At 69.7% G+C, this 18,509-nt stretch carries 17 protein-coding genes; 8 read left to right on the top strand and 9 right to left on the bottom strand.

Annotation, left to right across the window (positions count from 1 at the left end; translation table 11 throughout):
• Positions 1-9 precede the first annotated feature (9 nt).
• Together ACGFU7_RS35520 and ACGFU7_RS35515 are read right to left on the bottom strand one after the other, a co-directional pair.
• Positions 10-1,725 (bottom strand): threonine/serine exporter ThrE family protein, encoded by a 1,716-nt coding sequence (locus ACGFU7_RS35520; protein ID WP_393701513.1) that lies wholly within the window; start codon positions 1,723-1,725, stop codon positions 10-12.
• Between the two features lie 252 nt (positions 1,726-1,977).
• The gene (locus tag ACGFU7_RS35515) at positions 1,978-2,472 is read right to left on the bottom strand and encodes an inorganic diphosphatase (RefSeq protein ID WP_003968257.1); all 495 of its coding nucleotides are present in this window, start codon (positions 2,470-2,472) and stop codon (positions 1,978-1,980) included.
• Between the two features lie 86 nt (positions 2,473-2,558).
• Between ACGFU7_RS35515 and dacB the strand changes: the two genes are divergently transcribed.
• The 6 genes from dacB (at position 2,559) to folE (ending at position 10,172) form a co-directional block, all read left to right on the top strand.
• On the top strand, positions 2,559-4,064 hold the full coding sequence (gene dacB / locus ACGFU7_RS35510) for a D-alanyl-D-alanine carboxypeptidase/D-alanyl-D-alanine-endopeptidase (protein ID WP_393701511.1): 1,506 nt from the start codon (positions 2,559-2,561) through the stop codon (positions 4,062-4,064).
• A gap of 49 nt (positions 4,065-4,113) precedes the next feature.
• Positions 4,114-5,247 (top strand): zinc-dependent metalloprotease, encoded by a 1,134-nt coding sequence (locus ACGFU7_RS35505; protein WP_393701509.1) that lies wholly within the window; start codon positions 4,114-4,116, stop codon positions 5,245-5,247.
• Positions 5,248-5,446: 199 nt separating this feature from the next.
• Positions 5,447-6,529, top strand: a complete 1,083-nt coding sequence (tilS, locus tag ACGFU7_RS35500) for a tRNA lysidine(34) synthetase TilS (protein ID WP_393701508.1) — start codon at positions 5,447-5,449, stop codon at positions 6,527-6,529.
• A 99-nt stretch (positions 6,530-6,628) separates the two neighbouring features.
• On the top strand, positions 6,629-7,168 hold the full coding sequence (gene hpt / locus ACGFU7_RS35495) for a hypoxanthine phosphoribosyltransferase (RefSeq protein ID WP_072487175.1): 540 nt from the start codon (positions 6,629-6,631) through the stop codon (positions 7,166-7,168).
• A 212-nt stretch (positions 7,169-7,380) separates the two neighbouring features.
• On the top strand, positions 7,381-9,411 hold the full coding sequence (ftsH, locus tag ACGFU7_RS35490; RefSeq protein ID WP_393701506.1) for an ATP-dependent zinc metalloprotease FtsH: 2,031 nt from the start codon (positions 7,381-7,383) through the stop codon (positions 9,409-9,411).
• A gap of 155 nt (positions 9,412-9,566) precedes the next feature.
• Complete coding sequence (folE, locus tag ACGFU7_RS35485) at positions 9,567-10,172, top strand: GTP cyclohydrolase I FolE (RefSeq protein ID WP_393701549.1); 606 nt, start codon at positions 9,567-9,569, stop codon at positions 10,170-10,172.
• A 37-nt stretch (positions 10,173-10,209) separates the two neighbouring features.
• Here folE and ACGFU7_RS35480 read toward each other — a convergent pair whose 3' ends face one another.
• The 6 genes from ACGFU7_RS35480 to ACGFU7_RS35455 form a co-directional block, all read right to left on the bottom strand.
• Positions 10,210-10,692: a DUF3180 domain-containing protein gene (locus ACGFU7_RS35480; protein ID WP_393701505.1), complete on the bottom strand. Its 483-nt coding sequence runs from the start codon at positions 10,690-10,692 to the stop codon at positions 10,210-10,212.
• Positions 10,693-10,791: 99 nt separating this feature from the next.
• On the bottom strand, positions 10,792-11,403 hold the full coding sequence (gene folK / locus ACGFU7_RS35475; RefSeq protein WP_393701503.1) for a 2-amino-4-hydroxy-6-hydroxymethyldihydropteridine diphosphokinase: 612 nt from the start codon (positions 11,401-11,403) through the stop codon (positions 10,792-10,794).
• Complete coding sequence (gene folB, locus ACGFU7_RS35470) at positions 11,400-11,759, bottom strand: dihydroneopterin aldolase (RefSeq protein ID WP_393701501.1); 360 nt, start codon at positions 11,757-11,759, stop codon at positions 11,400-11,402. Before folB ends, folK begins: the two co-directional genes overlap by 4 nt.
• Positions 11,760-11,950: 191 nt before the next feature.
• Positions 11,951-12,433, bottom strand: coding sequence for a nuclear transport factor 2 family protein (locus ACGFU7_RS35465; protein WP_393701499.1), 483 nt, complete (start codon positions 12,431-12,433; stop codon positions 11,951-11,953).
• Positions 12,430-13,227: a dihydropteroate synthase gene (folP, locus tag ACGFU7_RS35460; protein ID WP_393701548.1), complete on the bottom strand. Its 798-nt coding sequence runs from the start codon at positions 13,225-13,227 to the stop codon at positions 12,430-12,432. The genes ACGFU7_RS35465 and folP overlap by 4 nt, the downstream gene beginning before the upstream one ends.
• A 94-nt stretch (positions 13,228-13,321) precedes the next feature.
• Positions 13,322-15,163 (bottom strand): phosphatidylglycerol lysyltransferase domain-containing protein, encoded by a 1,842-nt coding sequence (locus tag ACGFU7_RS35455; RefSeq protein WP_393701498.1) that lies wholly within the window; start codon positions 15,161-15,163, stop codon positions 13,322-13,324.
• Between the two features lie 139 nt (positions 15,164-15,302).
• Here ACGFU7_RS35455 and ACGFU7_RS35450 point away from each other — a divergent pair, with 139 nt between their 5' ends.
• Complete coding sequence (locus tag ACGFU7_RS35450) at positions 15,303-16,424, top strand: alpha/beta hydrolase (RefSeq protein ID WP_393701496.1); 1,122 nt, start codon at positions 15,303-15,305, stop codon at positions 16,422-16,424.
• 45 nt (positions 16,425-16,469) lie between these two features.
• Here ACGFU7_RS35450 and ACGFU7_RS35445 read toward each other — a convergent pair whose 3' ends face one another.
• Positions 16,470-17,657: an ABC transporter ATP-binding protein gene (locus ACGFU7_RS35445; RefSeq protein ID WP_393701494.1), complete on the bottom strand. Its 1,188-nt coding sequence runs from the start codon at positions 17,655-17,657 to the stop codon at positions 16,470-16,472.
• Positions 17,658-17,786: 129 nt separating this feature from the next.
• On the opposite strand from ACGFU7_RS35445, the gene ACGFU7_RS35440 reads away from it, so the two are divergent.
• The gene (locus tag ACGFU7_RS35440) at positions 17,787-18,509 is read left to right on the top strand and encodes an ABC transporter permease (protein ID WP_393701492.1); all 723 of its coding nucleotides are present in this window, start codon (positions 17,787-17,789) and stop codon (positions 18,507-18,509) included.

Genomic DNA, 18,509 nt, shown 5'->3' with positions numbered 1-18,509 from the left:
GCGGCAGGCTCAGAAGCCGCGCGTCCGCTTGGCCGCGCGGCGGTTCGCCCCGCCGACCGCCCCCGGCACCCGCATGAACAGCCGGGAGATCTCGCTTCCCAGATTCACCCCGATCGCGATGGCCAGCGCCGTCGCCACCGCGGTCGACAGCGAGGCGAGCCCGGCGTTCACATTGCCCTGTGCCATGCCCAGCAGACCGAAGTACGTGGCCGATCCGGGCAGCAGCGGGCCGATCGCCGCCGTGATGAACGGCAGCGACGAGGTGTACCGGTAGCGCGAGAGCAACTGCCCGAACAGGCCCACCAGACCGGCCGCCGTCGCCGTCGCCGCCACCGGCGAGATGTTGCCGGTCCTGGCCATCGCCCCGTAGATCACCCAGGCCACAGCGCCGTTGAGGGTCACCACCAGCACGGTGGACCGGTCCTGCTGGAGCAGGATCGCGAAGGCGAAACAGAGCGCCATCGATGCCAGGATCTGCACCACAGGACGGTCGTGGGCGATGAACCTGGCCTCGGGGTTCAGCTGGCCGCCCAGCTGAAGACCCAGATACAGGACCAGCAGCACACCGACGACGATGCCGATGAACAAGTACATGACTTCGAGCAGACGCGCGGCGGCGGTGATGTAGTAACCGGTCAGCCCGTCCTGCACGCCCGCCACCAGGGCCCGCCCCGGCAGCAGCGCGAACAGCCCACCGGTGATCACCGCGGACGGCCGTACGTCCGACCAGTGGGTGAGGGTCAGCGCCACGCCCATCGCGGCGGGCGGCATCGCCGCCACCACGAACTGGTAGAACTCCGGCAGCCCCCGCCCGGCGAAGAGCCAGGCGAGCCGGTCGCCGAGCATCGCGCCGATCGCCGCCACGAGGAACACCAGCGGACCACCGCCGACCAGCACCGATGCCGCACCCGCAAGACCGCCACCGGCCAGCGTCAGCACCCAGCCGGAGTACGGATGCCGGTTGCGCCGGATCTCCGCCAGGCGCCGGTAGGCCTCCTCCAGCGAGACCTCGACATCCTCGGTGGTGATGTCGTCGATGAGCCGGAAGACGGCGGCCAGCCGGGTGTAGTCGGTGCCGCGACGGCGTACGGTACGGCTCGCCGTCACCGGGTCGTCGATCAGCGACGGCTGGTGCGAGATCGACAGCAGGGTGAAGGTGACCGTGGGCTCGCAGCGGTCCAGGCCGTAGCTGCGGGTCACCGCGAACATCGCCGCCTCGACGTCCTCGGCGCCCTCACCGCCGGCGAGCAGCAGCTCTCCGATACGCAGCGTCAGGTCGAGCACGCGCGGCACCGCGGGCCCCGCCTCGTCGGACTTCTGCACCGGCTCGGGCGCCGGGCGCTCGGCGACCGGCATCCGCAGCATCGTGCGCATCCGGTCCTGCCAAGGGGCCTCCTTGGTCAGCCGGATCATCGGGCTGCCGTGCGCCGGAGTGAAGGCGGCCGGCGGGTGCCGGTCGCTGTAGGTGCGCGGCAGGGCGAAGGCGGAGCCGATCGTGTCCGAGCCGGAGGCCGGACCGGAACCGGAACCGGAGCCCGAAGCGGAACCCGTTCCCGACCCCTGCGGCTCGGTCGTCAGACCGGCCGGAATAGCGAATTCCGATGTCGGGTGGTCGTCGTCGGAGGCAGGTGCGGCCCTCCCCACCCCGGCCGGCGGGACGAAGGCGCTGCGCGCCTCGTCGGACTGGGGCTTCTGGTCCTCCGGACCGCCCGGTTCCGCCACCACTCGACCTCGCTCCTCATCGGCTGCGCGTCTTCGGTTGCGCTTCTGCCCAGTATGGCCACGGACATGGGCGCGGATGCGAGGCGGGCGGCCATACGGAACGGGCGGGCGTGACAGGCGTACGGAACCGGCGGGCACGACAGGCATACGGAACGGGCGGCACCCCGTCGGAAGGAGTGCCGCCCGTCTCTGGCACGGAACCGTAAACGGAACCGTGCGATGTACCTCAACCGGAATCCGGCCGCGACCCTCGGGTCAGTGCGCGCCGCCCTGCGCCTCAAGGCGCTTGTAGGAGGCCTCGATCTCGGCCTCGGCCTCGGCGCGGCCGACCCAGTCGGCGCCCTCGACGGACTTGCCGGGCTCCAGGTCCTTGTAGACCTCGAAGAAGTGCTGGATCTCCAGGCGGTCGAACTCCGACACGTGGTGGATGTCGCGCAGGTGCTCCACCCGGGGGTCGGAGGCCGGCACGCACAGCAGCTTGTCGTCGCCGCCGGCCTCGTCCGTCATCCGGAACATGCCGATGGCGCGGCACTTGATGAGGCAACCGGGGAAGGTCGGCTCGTCCAGGATGACCAGCGCGTCCAGCGGGTCACCGTCCTCGCCGAGGGTGTTCTCGACGAAACCGTAGTCCGCCGGGTAGCTGGTCGAGGTGAAGAGTCGACGGTCCAGGCGGATCCGACCGGTCTCGTGGTCCACCTCGTACTTGTTCCGCGAACCCTTCGGGATCTCGATGGTGACGTCGAACTCCACGGGTGGCTCCTCCATGATCAAGACATACGACTGGTGATTAAGTGTCCCCCACGCAGATGTGTGCTCGCGAAAGGGGCTGGTCAACGGTGGACGAGCCGGTGAAAAGGCCGTCGGTCAATCCGCTCGCCAAGCTGAGCAGGCTCACCCGGCCGGGCAGCGTGATCAGGTTGAAGGGACTGAACGATCGGCAGTTCACGGCTGTCTCCGCCGGCCTCGGCCTGGCGCTCGCAGCCGGCGTCGTCCTTGCCGCCGGCCCCTGGGACTCGGGTCAGCGTAAGGCCGAGCAGGACTGGGCGGCCGCCCGGAGCCGTACAGGTGGCGTACATCACGAACCCGGCGCACCGTCCGGACCGGAGCCCGCACCCAGCGCCCCGGCCGTCCTCGCGCCCCTCTCCTCCGTCGTCGACAACGCCGCCCCGGACGCCCGCGACGCCCCGGACGGCGCAGCGGCCGCCCTCCGCGCCACCCTCGGCCCGCTGCTGAAGGCCCCCGCCCTGGGCACCGTGCGTACCGCCGTCGTCATCGACACCGCCTCCGGCGAGCGGCTGTACGGCCAGGGCGCCGACACGCCCATGACGCCCGCCTCCACCGTCAAGATCGCCACCACGGTCGCCGCCCTGAGGGCGCTCGGCCCCGACCACCGCATCGCCACGACGGTCCGGGCGTCCCCCGACTCCCGCAGCATCGCCCTGGTCGGCGGCGGCGATCCCACCCTCGACAAGGCCGCCCTGCGCGCGCTGGCCGCCGACACCGCCCGCGCCCTGAAGGACCGGGGAGTGAAGACGGTCCGCCTCATGTACGACACCTCCCGCTACTCCGGCCCCGCAGAGCACCCGATCGGCCCCAACGAGAACATCGCGCCCGTCAGTGCCCTGATGACCGACGAGGGCAGGCTCGACAGCAGCAACAGCGGACCCGCCCCACGCAGCGACGACCCGGCCGGTGACACCGCCCGGACCTTCGGCGAGCTGCTCGACGACGCCGGGATCGCCACCCGGTCCGGCCCGGCGCCCGGCCGGCCGGCAGCCAAGTCCCGGCCGGTCGCCAAGCATCTGTCCGTCCCGCTCTCCGCACTGGTCGAACGGGCGCTGACCAACAGCGACAACGACATCGCCGAGGCACTCGCCCGGCAGACCGCCCTGGCCGCGGGCGAACCGGCCGACTTCAACGGTGGCCGACGGGCCGTCACCGCACAGCTCAAGAAGCTCCATCTGCCGCTGAAGGGTGCGAACTTCGCCGACGGCAGCGGACTGAACCGCAAGGACAAGGTCACCGCCGGACTGCTGGCCGGCCTCCTTGCCCGCGCCGCCGACCCGGACCACCCCGAACTGCGCCCCGTCCTCACCGGCCTCCCGGTGGCCGGGTTCAGCGGCACTCTCAGCGGCCGCTACACCGAGAAGTCCGCAGGCACCGGCCTGATCCGCGCCAAGACCGGCACCCTGACCGGCGTGAACTCCCTCGCCGGGACGGTCGTCGACAGGCAGGGCCGGCTGCTCGCCTTCGCCTTCCTGACATCCGGTACGACATCCCCGTCCGAGGCCCAGTCCTCCCTCGACGCCCTCGCCACCAGCCTCGCTGCCCGTACCCGATGAGCCGGTCAACACCACACCGCGGACGCATCCGAGCACGTACGGTTGACGCATGACGAGCATCGGTGGTGCCGAGATGGTCGACTGGAATCTCGCGGTCGCGACCGCGACCCGACTTGTGCGGCCGGGGCCCGAGATCAGCCGCGAGGAGGCTCGCGAGGTCGTCGCGGAGCTGCGCCGGCATGCCAAGGCCGCGGAGGAGCACGTCCGTTCCTTCACCCGGATGATCCCCGAGGGGACCGAACCGGAGGACACCCCGGTCCTGGTCGTGGACCGGGCCGGCTGGATCAAGGCCAATGTCGCGGGCTTCCGCGAACTGCTCCGCCCTCTGCTGGGAAAGATGCAGGACCGGCGCGGCAACGGCCCGGGCGGCGCCGTGCTCGGCGCGGTCGGCGGCAAGGTGACCGGCGTCGAGGTGGGGATGCTGCTGTCGTTCCTGGCCTCCCGGGTCCTCGGCCAGTACGAGACGTTCGCCCCCGCCACCCGTGAGTTCCCGGCCTCGGCCGACGGCGGCGGCAGGCTGCTGCTCGTCGCCCCGAACATCGTCCACGTAGAGCGTGAACTGGAGGTCGACCCGCACGACTTCCGGCTCTGGGTCGCCCTCCACGAGGAGACCCACCGCACCCAGTTCACCGGTGTGCCCTGGCTCCGCGCCCATCTGCAGGGTGAGATCCAGTCGTTCCTCGAAGAGACCGACGTCGACCCGATGACCGTGCTGGAACGGCTCCGCGAGGCCGCCCAGTCCCTGGCCGGGGGCCGCCCCGAGGGCGAGGACGGCGAGGACGGCGGCCGCAGCCTCGTCGAACTCGTCCAGACACCCGCCCAGCGCGAGATCCTGAGCCGGCTCACCGCCGTGATGTCCCTGCTCGAAGGCCATGCCGACTACGTGATGGATGGCGTCGGTCCCGAGGTGGTCTCCTCCGTCGGCGAGATCCGGGAGAAGTTCCAGCAGCGCAGGGCGCGCGGTGCGAGCCGTCTCGACCAGGCGCTGCGCAAGCTCCTCGGACTCGACGCCAAACTGCGCCAGTACCGCGACGGCGAACGATTCGTCCGTGCCGTGGTCGACGAGGTCGGCATGGACGGCTTCAACCGCGTCTGGACCTCGCCGAACACCCTCCCGACCAAGGCTGAGATCGCGAAACCGGCGGACTGGATCGCGAGAGTGCACCGTAAGGCAGAGTCCTGATCACGACGGGCCCGACGGCGGACGACAGGACACGAACGCGCCGGTAATCACCCATCCGAGGGACCGTAGGGGCATGGGAAGGCGTGCAATGCTCGATGGACAGCTTGCCTCTGTCACCATCGACGCACTCTGAGTGACGGCACTTTTCTCGTCCCGGCACTCCGAGGCACCTCCCAAAACTTCACGAAGGGCACCGGACATGGGTCCCCATCCTGCGGTCGCGGCGATACGCCTGGCGGTCCGCCGCGTACTCCACGACGTACTCACCGAACACACCCGCAGCGCCGAGCACACCCGGCGCACACCGCACCCCGAGCTCGCCGAAGCCGGTGCGGGCAGGCAGCGCGCCGCACTTCCCGAACGTCCCGATACCCCGTTGGTGCTGGTGGCATGCTCCGGTGGCGCCGATTCCATGGCACTCGCCTCCGCCCTCGCCTTCGAGGCCCGCAAACTCGACGTCCGGGCCGGCGGCATCACCGTCGACCACGGCCTCCAGGACGGATCCGACACCCGGGCCGCCGAGGTCGTCGACCGCCTCACCGCCATGCACCTCGGCCCGGTCGAGTCCGTCGCCGTGCAGGTCGGCCAGGAGGGCGGACCCGAGGCCGCGGCCCGCGACGCCCGCTACGCCGCCCTGGACGCGGCGGCCGAGCGGCACGGCGCCGCCGCCGTCCTGCTCGGCCACACCCGTGACGACCAGGCGGAGACGGTGCTGCTGGGCCTCGCCCGCGGCTCCGGCATCCGCTCGCTCTCCGGCATGGCCGCCGCATCAGGACCGGCCGGCCGCTACCGCCGCCCCTTCCTCCAGCTCGACCGGCAGACCGCCCGCAAGGCCTGCCTCGTCCAGTCGCTGCCCGTCTGGGACGACCCGCACAACATCGACCCCGCCTACACCCGCTCCCGACTGCGCCACGAGGGCCTGCCCGCCCTGGAGAAGGCCCTGGGCAAAGGAGTCGTCGAGGCCCTGGCTCGTACGGCGCAGCTCTCCCGCGACGACGCCGACGCCCTGGACACCTGGGCCGCCGAGGCCGACCGCGCCGTACGGGACGACGCGGGCCGGCTGGAGTGCGCCAAGCTGTACGCGCTGCCGCCCGCCGTACGCCGCCGGGTACTGCGCCGGGCCGCCATGGAGGCGGGCTCCCCGGCCGGTTCGCTCTTCGCCCGGCACATCGAGGAAGTCGACCGTCTGATCACCGGCTGGCGCGGCCAGCGGGCCATCAACCTGCCCGGCCGGGTCGAAGCCATGCGCCAGGGTGGCAGACTGGTGATTCGGCAGAGCTGAAGCACGAGCGGCTGACATGCAGGCGAGCGGCCGCGCAGGTCCGGGCCGATACCCCGGATCCGGCAGGCAAAGAAAGAGACGCGGGTGAACGAGAAGGACATGGGCACCGACCTTCAGTCGGTGCTCCTCACCAAGGAAGAGATCGACGCGAAGCTCGTCGAGCTGGCCGCGAAGATCGACGCGGAGTACGCGGGCAAGGACCTGCTCATCGTCGGCGTCCTCAAGGGCGCAGTGATGGTGATGGCGGACCTGGCGCGCGCGCTGTCCACCCCCGTCACCATGGACTGGATGGCCGTCTCGTCGTACGGCGCGGGCACCCAGTCCTCCGGAGTGGTCCGGATCCTCAAGGACCTGGACACCGACATCAAGGGCAAGCACGTCCTGATCGTCGAGGACATCATCGACTCGGGCCTGACGCTGTCCTGGCTGATGTCGAACCTCGGCTCGCGTGAGCCGGCGTCCCTGGAGATCTGCACCCTGCTGCGCAAGCCGGACGCGGCCAAGGTCGCGCTCGACTGCAAGTGGGTCGGTTTCGACATCCCCAACGAGTTCGTCGTCGGATACGGGCTGGATTACGCGGAGAAGTACCGCAATCTCCCCTTTGTGGGCACGCTCGCCCCGCACGTCTACGGGGGCTGATCGCCCCCCGGCGTCTCGCGCCCGGTCCGACCGGGGCGGACGACGGGGAACCTTTCACCGGATTCCCGCCGTTGAGCCATCGAAGGCGGGTTTTGACAGACGTCCCCGGCGGTCGCAGGCGACAATGCTGGGGTACCGTCCGAAGAACAGTCTTTTCTCACAGCAGCATTTACCTACGGGCAGGAGGGACGGGGCGTCATCGCCCCGTATGGATGGACGTGAAGCGATACTTCCGTGGGCCGGTCATGTGGATCGTGCTGGCCGTCCTCGCCGTGGTCGTGTTGATGCAGGTCGTCGGCTCGTCGGGCGGCTACAAATCGGTGGACACCGGCAAGGTGATCCAGGCGATCAGCAAGGACCAGGTGGCGCAGGCAAAGCTGACCACCGGTGACGAACAGATCATCAAGATCGAGTTGAACAAGGGCGCGAAGCTTTCGGGCGAGTCCGGCAGTAAGTTCCAGGCGAGCTACATCGGCGACCAGGGTGTCCAGCTGGCCGACACGCTGCAGCAGAAGTTCGAGAGCGGCAAGATCGACAAGGGCTACACTGTCTCGCCGTCGAAGCAGTCCCCGTTCATTTCGATCCTTCTCTCGCTGCTGCCCTTCGTCCTGATCGTGGTCGTCTTCCTGTTCCTGATGAATCAGATGCAGGGTGGCGGCTCCCGGGTCATGCAGTTCGGGAAGTCCAAGGCCAAACTGATCACCAAGGACACCCCGAAGACGACGTTCGCCGATGTGGCGGGGTCGGACGAGGCCGTCGAGGAGCTCCAGGAGATCAAGGAGTTCCTCCAGGAGCCGGCGAAGTTCCAGGCCGTCGGCGCCAAGATCCCCAAGGGTGTCCTGCTGTACGGGCCTCCCGGTACGGGCAAGACGCTGCTCGCACGCGCCGTCGCGGGCGAGGCGGGCGTGCCGTTCTACTCGATCTCCGGTTCCGACTTCGTCGAGATGTTCGTCGGTGTCGGTGCCAGCCGGGTCCGTGACCTCTTCGAGCAGGCCAAGGCGAACGCCCCGGCGATCGTCTTCGTCGACGAGATCGACGCCGTCGGCCGGCACCGCGGTGCCGGAATGGGCGGCGGTCACGACGAGCGCGAGCAGACGCTGAACCAGCTGCTCGTCGAGATGGACGGCTTCGACGTGAAGGGCGGCGTCATCCTGATCGCCGCCACGAACCGGCCGGACATCCTCGACCCGGCGCTGCTGCGCCCGGGCCGTTTCGACCGGCAGATCGCGGTCGACCGGCCGGACATGCAGGGCCGTCTCGAGATTCTCAAGGTGCACCAGAAGGGCAAGCCGATCGCAAAGGACGTCGACCTCGGCGCCGTTGCCCGTCGTACGCCCGGCTTCACCGGTGCCGACCTGTCGAACGTGCTGAACGAAGCGGCGCTCCTCACGGCGCGCGGCAACCTGAAGCTGATCGACAACTCGATGCTCGACGAGGCCATCGACCGCGTCGTGGCGGGTCCGCAGAAGCGGACCCGGATCATGTCCGAGAAGGAGAAGAAGATCACCGCGTACCACGAGGGCGGACACGCCCTGGTCGCGGCGGCTTCCCCCCAGTCGGACCCGGTCCACAAGATCACGATCCTCTCCCGCGGCCGCGCCCTCGGTTACACGATGGTGCTCCCGGAGGAGGACAAGTACTCCACGACGCGCAATGAGATGCTCGACCAGCTGGCCTACATGCTGGGCGGGCGCGCGGCCGAGGAGCTGGTCTTCCACGACCCGACCACCGGCGCTGCGAACGACATCGAGAAGGCCACCGCAACGGCCCGCGCGATGGTCACGCAGTACGGCATGACGGAGCGGCTCGGCGCGATCAAGTTCGGCGGCGACAACACCGAGCCCTTCGTGGGCCGGGAGATGGGCCACCAGCGCGACTACTCGGAAGAGGTCGCGGCCCTCGTCGACGAAGAGGTCAAGAAGCTCATCGAGACCGCGCACAACGACGCGTGGGAGATCCTCGTCGAGAACCGCGACGTGCTGGACGCCCTGGTTCTCCAGCTCCTGGAGAAGGAGACGCTCGGCAAGGAGGAGATCGCCGAGATCTTCGCCCCGATCGTGAAGCGCCCGTCCCGTCCGGCATGGACCGGTTCCGCCCGACGCACGCCGTCGACGCGGCCGCCGGTGCTCTCGCCGAAGGAGCTCGCCCTCACCAACGGCGCCACCACGGCGAACGGCTCGGTCGTCCCCACGGACACCGTCCCGGCCACCGAGGTGCTTCCGGAGGACCGCCCCGAGAGCTGAGGTCCCGCGACCCCGGTGTGGCCCCTGTCACGGGAGCCGCACCGGGCCCGGAATGGATGCCGTGCCCCCGCAGGTTCTAGCCTGTGGGGGCGCGGCTTTTTCGTACGCCCGTACGGAGGTACGTGCGGGTGACAGCTCAGAGGAACGAGGCACAGATGACCGACCCGGTGACGTTGGACGGCCAGGGTTCGATCGGTGAGTTCGACGAGAAGCGGGCCGAGGCCGCCGTACGCGAACTCCTCCTCGCGGTGGGCGAGGACCCGGACCGTGAGGGACTGCGCGCGACGCCGGGGCGGGTGGCACGCGCGTACAAGGAGATATTCGCGGGCCTCTACCAGGAGCCCGAGGACGTCCTGACGACCACGTTCGACCTCGGTCACGACGAGATGGTGCTGGTCAAGGACATCGAGGTGTTCAGCACCTGTGAGCACCACCTGGTGCCGTTCCGGGGCGTCGCGCATGTCGGGTACATCCCGGCGACCAGCGGCAAGATCACCGGTCTGTCGAAGCTGGCCCGCCTCGTCGATGTCTACGCCCGGCGCCCGCAGGTCCAGGAACGGCTCACCACGCAGGTCGCCGATTCGCTCATGGAGATCCTGGAGCCGCGCGGGGTCATCGTCGTCGTCGAGTGCGAGCACATGTGCATGTCGATGCGAGGCATCCGCAAGCCCGGTGCGAAGACGCTGACCTCGGCGGTACGGGGCCAGCTCCGCGACCCCGCGACGCGTGCCGAGGCCATGAGCCTGATCATGGCGCGCTGAGCTCCGGAGCGGCTGTGAGGGAAGAGCTCGGTGACCGCTACGCGGCCGCCGAGCTCTTGTCGTTGTCCTCGTCCTCCGGGAGCTTGCAGATGCGCTCCAGCCAGAGGGCCGCGGCAACCACCGCGATGCCGGCCAGGACCGCGAAGCCCGCGTAGATCGCCTGGTCGCGGCGGGCCGGGATGTCGAGCGAGCCGAGCAGGAAGACACCCGTGCCGCCGTACATGCCGGAGACCAGGGAGACGACCAGCGCACTGGCCTGGCCGAAGACGACTGCGCGGGCCGCCATCAGTGGCTCGACGCCCTTGGCTCCCGGCCGGCGCTCGCGCTGGGCGCGCAGCCGGGAACGGATGGAGAGTGCCGTCGCGAGCAGGATGGCGGCGATCACCGCGAGCACGATCGGCGCTGCGAGGGGAACGCTCGGCAGACCCCCCAGGGAGTCCCAGAGGCGGGCGCCGCCCCAGGAGAGCACCCCGGCCGCGGCGAAGAGGCCGGCCAGTACCCCGAGCCGTAGTTGCTTCACCGAGTGATCCGCCCTTCGCCGCCAGTGGTACGTGTCGTCAGTGATCGCTGTCGCCAGTGATCTGTGTCGCCAGTGGTCCGTTTCCGTTGAGCCTAACGACTACTCGGGCAGACGGAGTTCCAGATCGGCCCGGGGCAGTACGCCCTCCCGGCCGATACCGGCCAGCAGCTCCGCGACGGCGCCGGCACCGGGCAGCTGGGCCTCGGGGTCGACGTCGTGCCACGGGGCGAGCACGAAGGCGCGCTCATGGGCCCGGGGGTGGGGGAGGGTGAGCGCCGGGTCGTCGGAGACGACATCCGCGTACGCCACGATGTCGACGTCGATGGTGCGCGGGCCCCAGCGTTCCTCACGGACCCGGTCGAAGGCCTCTTCGACGGCCTGGCCGCGCTCCAGGAGGGAGGACGGGGGGAGCGTCGTCTTCACGACGATCACCGCGTTGAAGTACGAGGGCTGGGAGCCGGGGGCGACGCCCCAGGGCTCCGTCTCGTACACCGGGGAGACCGCTTTGACCCGCAGGCCGGGGGTGTCCTCCAGGGCGTCTATGGCGCCTTGGAGGGTCTCCAGGCGGTTGCCGAGATTGGAGCCGAGGGAGATCACGGCGCGTTTGGGGTTGGAGAGGGTGATGTCCGCGGCGTCCACCTGCTCGACCACGGAGGCGGGAACCGGCTGTACGGTCGGGTCGCTCTGCCCCTCGGTAGAAAATGCAGTCATACTCGGCTCCGGGTGATGGTGATGGTCACATCGTCGAAGGGGACGGTGATCGGCGCATCCGGCTTGTGCACCACCACCTCCACCTCCTCGACTCCGTCGTGCTTGAGGCACTTCTGGGCGATGCGCTCCGCGAGCGTTTCGATCAGATCGACCGGCTCCCCCTGCACCACGTCGACGACTTCCTCCGCGACGATGCCGTAGTGCACGGTCTTCGTCAGGTCGTCGGCGGCCGCCGCGGGGCGGGTGTCGAGGCCGAGCACCAGGTCCACGATGAACGTCTGGCCTTCTTCCCGTTCCCGGGGGAAGACGCCGTGGTGTCCACGGGCCTTGAGGCCGCGCAGCGCGACACGATCCACGCGAATCACTCCTGCTGTCGTTGGGCGTAGAGACACGGGGCCGCGTGCGGACGGCTGGGTGCTCTCTTTCGAATCTACCTGCGAGCACCGACAGTGCTCGCCCGCGGGGGCTATGGACAGGACCTTGCGGGGCTGGTAGCCGCTTCTACCCGCGGTCCCGGATTCCAACCCCCGCCGGGCGGATGCCTCGGTCAGGAGGAGGTGTTCTCGTCCTCGTCCTCACCGGATTCGGTGAGGACGGGCGAGCCGTGGTGGGACCAGAGCTTCCAGCCGTCCGGCGTGCGCCGGAACACATTGGTGGCCACGACGAGTTGGCCGACCAGCGGTCCGAGCGCGTTGCCGTCCTCCGCGGGGCCGCCGCTGAGGATGTTCTCCGTGCAGCTCACCAGGGCCGTGTCGCCGGTCATCGAGACCCCGACATCGGTCAGGAAGAACTGGATGTACTCGGTGTTCGCCATGATCAGGGCGTAACTGCGCAGCACCTCGCCGCGACCGGTGAGCACCGGCCAGCCGGGGTGGACGCAGGAGACGGTGAGGTCCTCGCCCGGCAGCCACAGCCCGGAGAGCTCCTCGAAGTCACCGCGCTCCATCGCCTCGTAGAAGGCGGTGTTCGCCTGCTCGACGGCCGTGATGTCGGCGGCCGCCTCCGCGTGCTCGTCGCGCGGCCCGCTCACGCGGCTCCTTCGACGGCGCGGGCGACCCGTACGGCGTCGGCCGTGGCCCGTACCTCGTGGACCCGGACGGCCCAGGCACCGGCGTGGGCGGAGAGCGCGGAGATCGCCGCGGTGGCGGCGTCGCGTTCGCGGGCGGGCGGCGGTGCGGCGCCCTCGCCGGCCAGCACATGGCCGAGGAACCGCTTGCGGGAGGCGGCGACCAGCAGCGGGCGGCCCAGGGCGCGCAGCTCGTCGAGGTGGGCGACCAGGGAGAGGTCGTGGCCGGCGTCCTTGGCGAAACCGAGACCGGGGTCGATCACGATCCTTTCCGGGGCGACACCGCCCGCGATCACGGCGTCCATCCGCTCCCGCAGTTCCGCGACGACCTCGGCGACGACGTCCTCGTACACCGCCCAGCTGTTCATGGACTCGCTGAAGCCGCGCCAGTGCATCACGACGAACGGCGCGCTGGCCGCGGCGACGACCCGGACCATGTCCGGGTCGGCGAGGCCGCCGCTCACATCGTTGACCAGGGCGGCTCCGGCCGCGACCGACTCCTCGGCGACCCGGGCCCGCATGGTGTCCACGGAGACCGTGACTCCTTCGGATGCCAGGCCCTTGACCACCGGGACCACGCGCCGCAGCTCCTCCGACGCGTCAACCCGGCTGGCGCCGGGGCGGGTCGACTCGCCGCCGACGTCGATCAGGTCGGCGCCCTCGGCGACCAGGGCGAGGCCGTGTTTGATCGCGGCCGTGGTGTCGAACCAGCGGCCCCCGTCGGAGAAGGAGTCCGGGGTCACATTGACGACACCCATGACCGCACAGCGGTCCCACTCCGGCAGGCCTTGGACCGTGCCTCGTCCACGCAACGTACTCATGCGACCAGCGTAGGCCCCGTACGGCACGCTGTTACGCCGCGCGGGCGTGGTGCTCCTGGCCCGGCGCCGGGGTGTGGGCGCAGGGGCGCGGCCGGCGGCCCGGGAACCGGCGGGCGAAGGGGCGGGGCAGCGCGAGGTTCACGAAGCCCTCGGCCTGCATGGCCGCGAGGGAGATGCGGGGCAGGTCACGGGCGGCACGGTAGACGACGAAGCGGGGCTCCCAGCGGGGCCGGAACTTGGCGTTGAACTTGTACAGCGACTCGATCTGGAACCAGCGCGACAGAAAGATCAGCAGTCCGCGCCAGGTGCGCAGCACCGGTCCCGCGCCCAGTTTCTCGCCGCGGGCGAGCGCCGAGCGGAACATCGCGAAGTTCAGCGAGACGCGCTCGACGGAGAGCTGGGAGGCGGCCTGCAGGGCGGCGACTATCAGCAGCTCGTTCATGCCCGGGTCGGCGGAGCGGTCGCGGCGCATCAGATCGAGGGACATGCCGTCCCTGCCCCATGGGACGAAGTGGAGTACGGCCTTCAGGTCCCCGTACGGGGAGTCGGCGGTGTGCTCGTCGGCCTTGTGGGCGGTGGCGATGATGCAGTCCCCGTCGGCCGGGTCGCCTATCCGGCCGAGCGCCATGGAGAAGCCGCGCTCGTTGTCGGTGCCGCGCCAGTCGGCGGCGGCCCGCCGGATGTGGGCCAGCTCGGCTTCGCCGATGTCGCGGACGCGCCGGACCCGGGTCTCGTAGCCAAGACGTTCAATGCGCTTCACCATCTGGCGTACGTTGCGCATCGCGCGCCCGGCGAGCGAGAAATCCGCGACATCCACCACCGCCTCGTCGCCGAGTTCCAGTGCGTCGAGTCCGGTCTCGCGGGTCCAGACCTCGCCGCCGGTCTCGCTGCAGCCCATTACGGCCGGGGTCCAGGAGTGGGCCTTGGCCTCGTCCATGAAGCGCTCGATGGCGCCGGGCCAGGCCTCTACGTCGCCTATCGGGTCGCCGCTCGCCAGCATCACCCCGGACACGACGCGGTAGCAGACGGCGGCCTTGCCGCTGGGTGAGAAGACCACACCCTTGTCGCGGCGGAGCGCGAAGTGGCCGAGCGAGTCGCGGCCGCCGTGCTTCTCCAGCAGGGCGCGCAGCCGGGCCTCGTCGTCCTCGGTGAGGCGGGCGGCCGGGTGCTCGGGGCGGAAGGCGAAGTAGATGGTGGTGACGGCGGTGAGCAGACCGAGGGCGCCGAGCGAGCACGCCACGGTCCAGGAGGTGACTCCGACGTACTCGACGGGGCCCTCGAAGCCGAACAGCCCGTACAGCACGTGCTGGAGCCGGTCGGCGATGCTGGGGCTCCCCACGACCCGGCCCGGGTGGACGCTGACGATGATCAGGCCCAGCCCCAGCGAACCCGCGCCGAGGAGCACGAAGTTGGCCAGGGCCCGCCAGCGGCTCCTGGGGTCGGGGAGTGCGGCGAATTCGCCGCGATGGCGGATCAGCAGCAGACAGAGCGCCAGCGAGACGAGCGTGCCGATGACCGAGTGCCGGTAGACGAACTGCGCCAGCGCACCGGCCGGCAGCAGTACGACGGCCGCCCGCCAGGCGCGCCGCTTGTGCCGCTTGAGCCCGTGGGCGAGGAGCAGCAGCAGGACGCCCGTACTCAGGGAGAGGGCGGCGGCGAACGGCCCGAGGGCGCCGGGGAGCACCTCGGCGAGGGTGTGCATCCGGCTGTGCCGGAAGCGTGGGAAGACACCCGCGGCGACATCGATCAGGCCGACGACGGTGCAGGCGGTGCCGACCAGCGTCGGTACGGATTCGGGGCGCGGGCCGCGTACGAACTTGCGTACGGGACTCGGAACCGATCCTGATTTATCCCCATCTAGCGTGACAGACATCGCTTCCCGTGGTTCCGCGAGAGATTCTTGAGTCCTTCGGCCGAGGCCTTCCGGACGATGTGCGATCTGTAGGACGAGGCTTCCGGGGCGAGGGTTCACCCGCCGGCCGGAAAATTCCCGACAAGAAAGCTCACCCCCCATGGGTCTTACCAGCAAGACATTTCTGGCCCTGGCCATCGTGCTGGCCGTGGTGTTCTTCGCCGCCACGGTCTGGCTCTGGCCGCGGTTGGCCCGGCGCAGCGTGTCTGCGGTGTTCGGCAGGGTCGGCCTGCTGCTGGCGACTCAGGTGACGGTCTTCGTGTCCGTCGGTCTGTTGGCCAACAACTCGTTCCTCTTCTACGGTTCCTGGGCCGATCTGTTCGGCCAGAAGCAGGACCTGGGCGTGGTCACGGACCATGCGGCCGGAACGCTGGCTTCCAAGAACATCGTGCGGGTCGGGATACAGCGGCCGGACGTGCCGGGCGGTTCGCGGCCCGACATGGGCGGCCGGATCGACAAGGTCGTGATCGCGGGGCGGCAGTCGAAGATCGAGAGTTCGGCGTATGTGTATCTCCCGCCGGAGTACTTCCAGCCGGCATTCGCCCGCCGGAAGTTCCCCGCGGTCGTCGTCCTCACCGGCTACCCGGGCGTCTCGGAGAACCTTCTGAAGGGCCTTCAGTACCCGCGGACGGCGCACGAACGGGTGAAAGCCGGCCGGGCACAGCCGATGATCCTGGTGATGCTGCGGCCGACGCTGGCGCCGCCGCGGGACACCGAGTGCGTGGACATAAAGGGCGGGCCGAAGACCGAGACGTTCTTCGCCGAGGATCTGCCGCGGGCGGTCTCGGATGCGTACCGGGTCGGCAAGTTGGCCCGCAACTGGGGCATCATGGGCAATTCGACCGGCGGCTACTGTGCGCTGAAGATCGGGCTCCACCACTCGGACCGGTTCGCCGCGAGCGCCGGGCTCTCCGCGTACTACAAGGCGGCCGAGGACCCGACGACCGGCGATCTCTTCCACGGCGACCAGGGGGCGCGCGACCGTTCCGATCTGATGTGGAGCCTGGACAATCTGCCGCAGCCCGATTCGTCCTTCCTCGTCACGACCTCCAGGCACGGCGAGGGGAACTACCGCACCACGCGGCAGTTCATCGCCAAGGTGAAGCCGCCCGCCCAGGTCTCGTCGATCGTGCTCGACAGCGGCGGGCACAACTTCAACACCTGGCGGCGGGAGATCCCTTCGGCGCTGGACTGGATGAGCAGCCGGCTCAGCGAGAACTGAGCCGGGCCCGGTCCCGGGCCCGCTTCCCGGCACCGGGCTTCCCGCTCACCGTGCGGCGGTCTTGGTGACGCTCTCCACGGTCTCGACGGCCACCTCGGTGCGCGGGACGTCCTGGGCGTCCGCGTCGATCGAGCGGCGCAGCGCCTCATGGAGCCGGGCCGGGGTGAGCACGCCGAGGAACCGGCCGTTGCTCTCCTTGTCGATGACGGCGATCCAGCCCGCGTCGTGCTGGAGCATGGTGGCGAACGCCTGCTTGAGCGGGGCGCCGACGGGCAGCCACGCCTCCATCCTGCGGGCGTGGGCGCGCACCGTGTCCTTGGTCCCGGCGGTGAAGCCGTCGGCCGGGATCCAGCCGTGCAGATTGTCCTCGCCGTCCAGCACGACGGCCCAGCGTGCCCCTTCGGCCCGCAGTCGCTCGGTCGCCCTTGCCAGGGAGTCGTCGAGGTGGACGACCGGCGGCTGGTCGAGATCGCCCTCCTCGATGGGGGTCACGGAGAGCCGCTTGAGGCCGCGGTCGGCGCCGACGAAGTCCGCGACATAGGGGGTGGCGGGGGTGCCGAGCACGGTCGCCGGGGAGTCGAACTGCTCGATGGAGCCCTGTCCGTAGACGGCGATACGATCACCGAGCCGGACCGCTTCCTCGATGTCGTGCGTGACGAACAGTACGGTTTTGCGAACCTGTGCCTGGAGTTTCAGGAATTCGTTCTGCAGCCGTTCCCGTACGACCGGGTCGACCGCGCCGAAAGGCTCGTCCATCAGCAGCACCGGCGGATCCGCGGCCAGCGCCCTTGCCACGCCCACGCGTTGACGCTGACCGCCGGAGAGCTGTTCCGGATAGCGGTCGCCATAAACGGAAGGATCAAGTCCGACAAGGTCGAGGAGTTCCGCCGCGCGCGCACGGCCCTTTCCCCGTTTCCAGCCGAGGAGATGGGGAACGGTCGCGGTGTTCTCCAGGACCGTACGGTGCGGGAAGAGCCCCACCTGCTGGATCACATAGCCGATACGGCGGCGCAGCTGGACGGGGTCAATGGCGGATATGTCGTCCCCGTCGAGGAATATCCGGCCCTCGGTCGGTTCGATCAACCGGTTCACCATCTTCATGGTGGTCGTCTTGCCACAGCCCGACGGTCCGACGAGCGTGACCAGTTCACCCTCGGCGACCTCGAAGGAAAGGTCGTCGACGGCGGTGGTGCCGTCCGCGTACCGCTTGGTGACATGCTCGAAACGGATCATGGTTCCCCATTGTCGCGCGTGTTCTGTGAAGGACATGTTGCTGGAATACAACGGCCTCGGCGATTGTCAGTGGTCGAGGATAGGGTCACCAGAACATCGGTACGAGACGGTAATCGGAGGGGGGGACGGATGGCTGCCGCACAGAACTGCATGGTGACGAACGACTGGATCTGCGGGGAGTATCTCCGTTCCCGCAGCCAGGAGTTGACCGATGCGACGGTCCAGCACATCTGGATCACCGCGGTCTCGGTGGTGATCGGACTCCTGGTGGCCTTTCCGCTGGCGCTGTTCGCCCGCCGCAGCCGCCGCTTCGCCGGACCGGTGCTCGGGCTGACGACGGTGCTCTACACCGTGCCTTCGCTCGCCATGTTCTCGCTGCTGCTGCCGCTGTTCGGCCTTTCCGCGGCGCTGGTCGTCACCGGCCTGGTGCTGTATTCGCTGACCATTCTCGTACGGAACATCCTGGCGGGCCTCGAAGCGGTCCCGCAGGAGGCGAAGGAAGCCGCGAAGGGAATGGGGTACGGGCCCCTCCGGCTGCTGTGGGAGGTCGAACTCCCCCTTGCCATGCCCGCGTTGATGGCCGGGGTGCGGATCGCCACGGTCTCGACGATCGCGCTGACGACGGTCGGATCGATCATCGGCAGAGGCGGCCTCGGCAACCTCATAGGGGACGCTCTGCCCAGCTTCTTCAAGGCCCAGGTGCTCACCGCCTCGGTCCTGTGCGTACTGCTCGCGGTCATCGCGGATCTGCTGCTGCTGGGCCTCCAGCGGCTGCTGACCCCCTGGACCCGCATACGCACGACTCGCGCGGGCGTAGGCGCGGTCGCGGGCGTCACGGCAAAGGCGGTCTGA

It is taken from the genome of Streptomyces sp. NPDC048473, assembly GCF_043200155.1.
GTDB lineage: Bacteria > Actinomycetota > Actinomycetes > Streptomycetales > Streptomycetaceae > Streptomyces.
Note: the sequence above shows the minus strand (reverse complement) of the source record. Positions and strands in the feature narration are given on the sequence as shown.

Bases quoted from the DNA above. Each gene is read 5' to 3' on its own strand.
- ACGFU7_RS35505 (WP_393701509.1), top strand. From the start codon at position 4,114: ATGACGAGCATCGGTGGTGCCGAGATGGTCGACTGGAATCTCGCGGTC.
- tilS (WP_393701508.1), top strand. From the start codon at position 5,447: ATGGGTCCCCATCCTGCGGTCGCGGCGATACGCCTGGCGGTCCGCCGC.
- hpt (WP_072487175.1), top strand. From the start codon at position 6,629: ATGGGCACCGACCTTCAGTCGGTGCTCCTCACCAAGGAAGAGATCGAC.
- ftsH (WP_393701506.1), top strand. From the start codon at position 7,381: ATGGACGTGAAGCGATACTTCCGTGGGCCGGTCATGTGGATCGTGCTG.
- folE (WP_393701549.1), top strand. From the start codon at position 9,567: ATGACCGACCCGGTGACGTTGGACGGCCAGGGTTCGATCGGTGAGTTC.
- folK (WP_393701503.1), bottom strand. From the start codon at position 11,403: ATGACTGCATTTTCTACCGAGGGGCAGAGCGACCCGACCGTACAGCCG.
- folP (WP_393701548.1), bottom strand. From the start codon at position 13,227: ATGGGTGTCGTCAATGTGACCCCGGACTCCTTCTCCGACGGGGGCCGC.
- ACGFU7_RS35455 (WP_393701498.1), bottom strand. From the start codon at position 15,163: ATGTCTGTCACGCTAGATGGGGATAAATCAGGATCGGTTCCGAGTCCC.
- ACGFU7_RS35450 (WP_393701496.1), top strand. From the start codon at position 15,303: ATGGGTCTTACCAGCAAGACATTTCTGGCCCTGGCCATCGTGCTGGCC.
- ACGFU7_RS35445 (WP_393701494.1), bottom strand. From the start codon at position 17,657: ATGATCCGTTTCGAGCATGTCACCAAGCGGTACGCGGACGGCACCACC.
- ACGFU7_RS35440 (WP_393701492.1), top strand. From the start codon at position 17,787: ATGGCTGCCGCACAGAACTGCATGGTGACGAACGACTGGATCTGCGGG.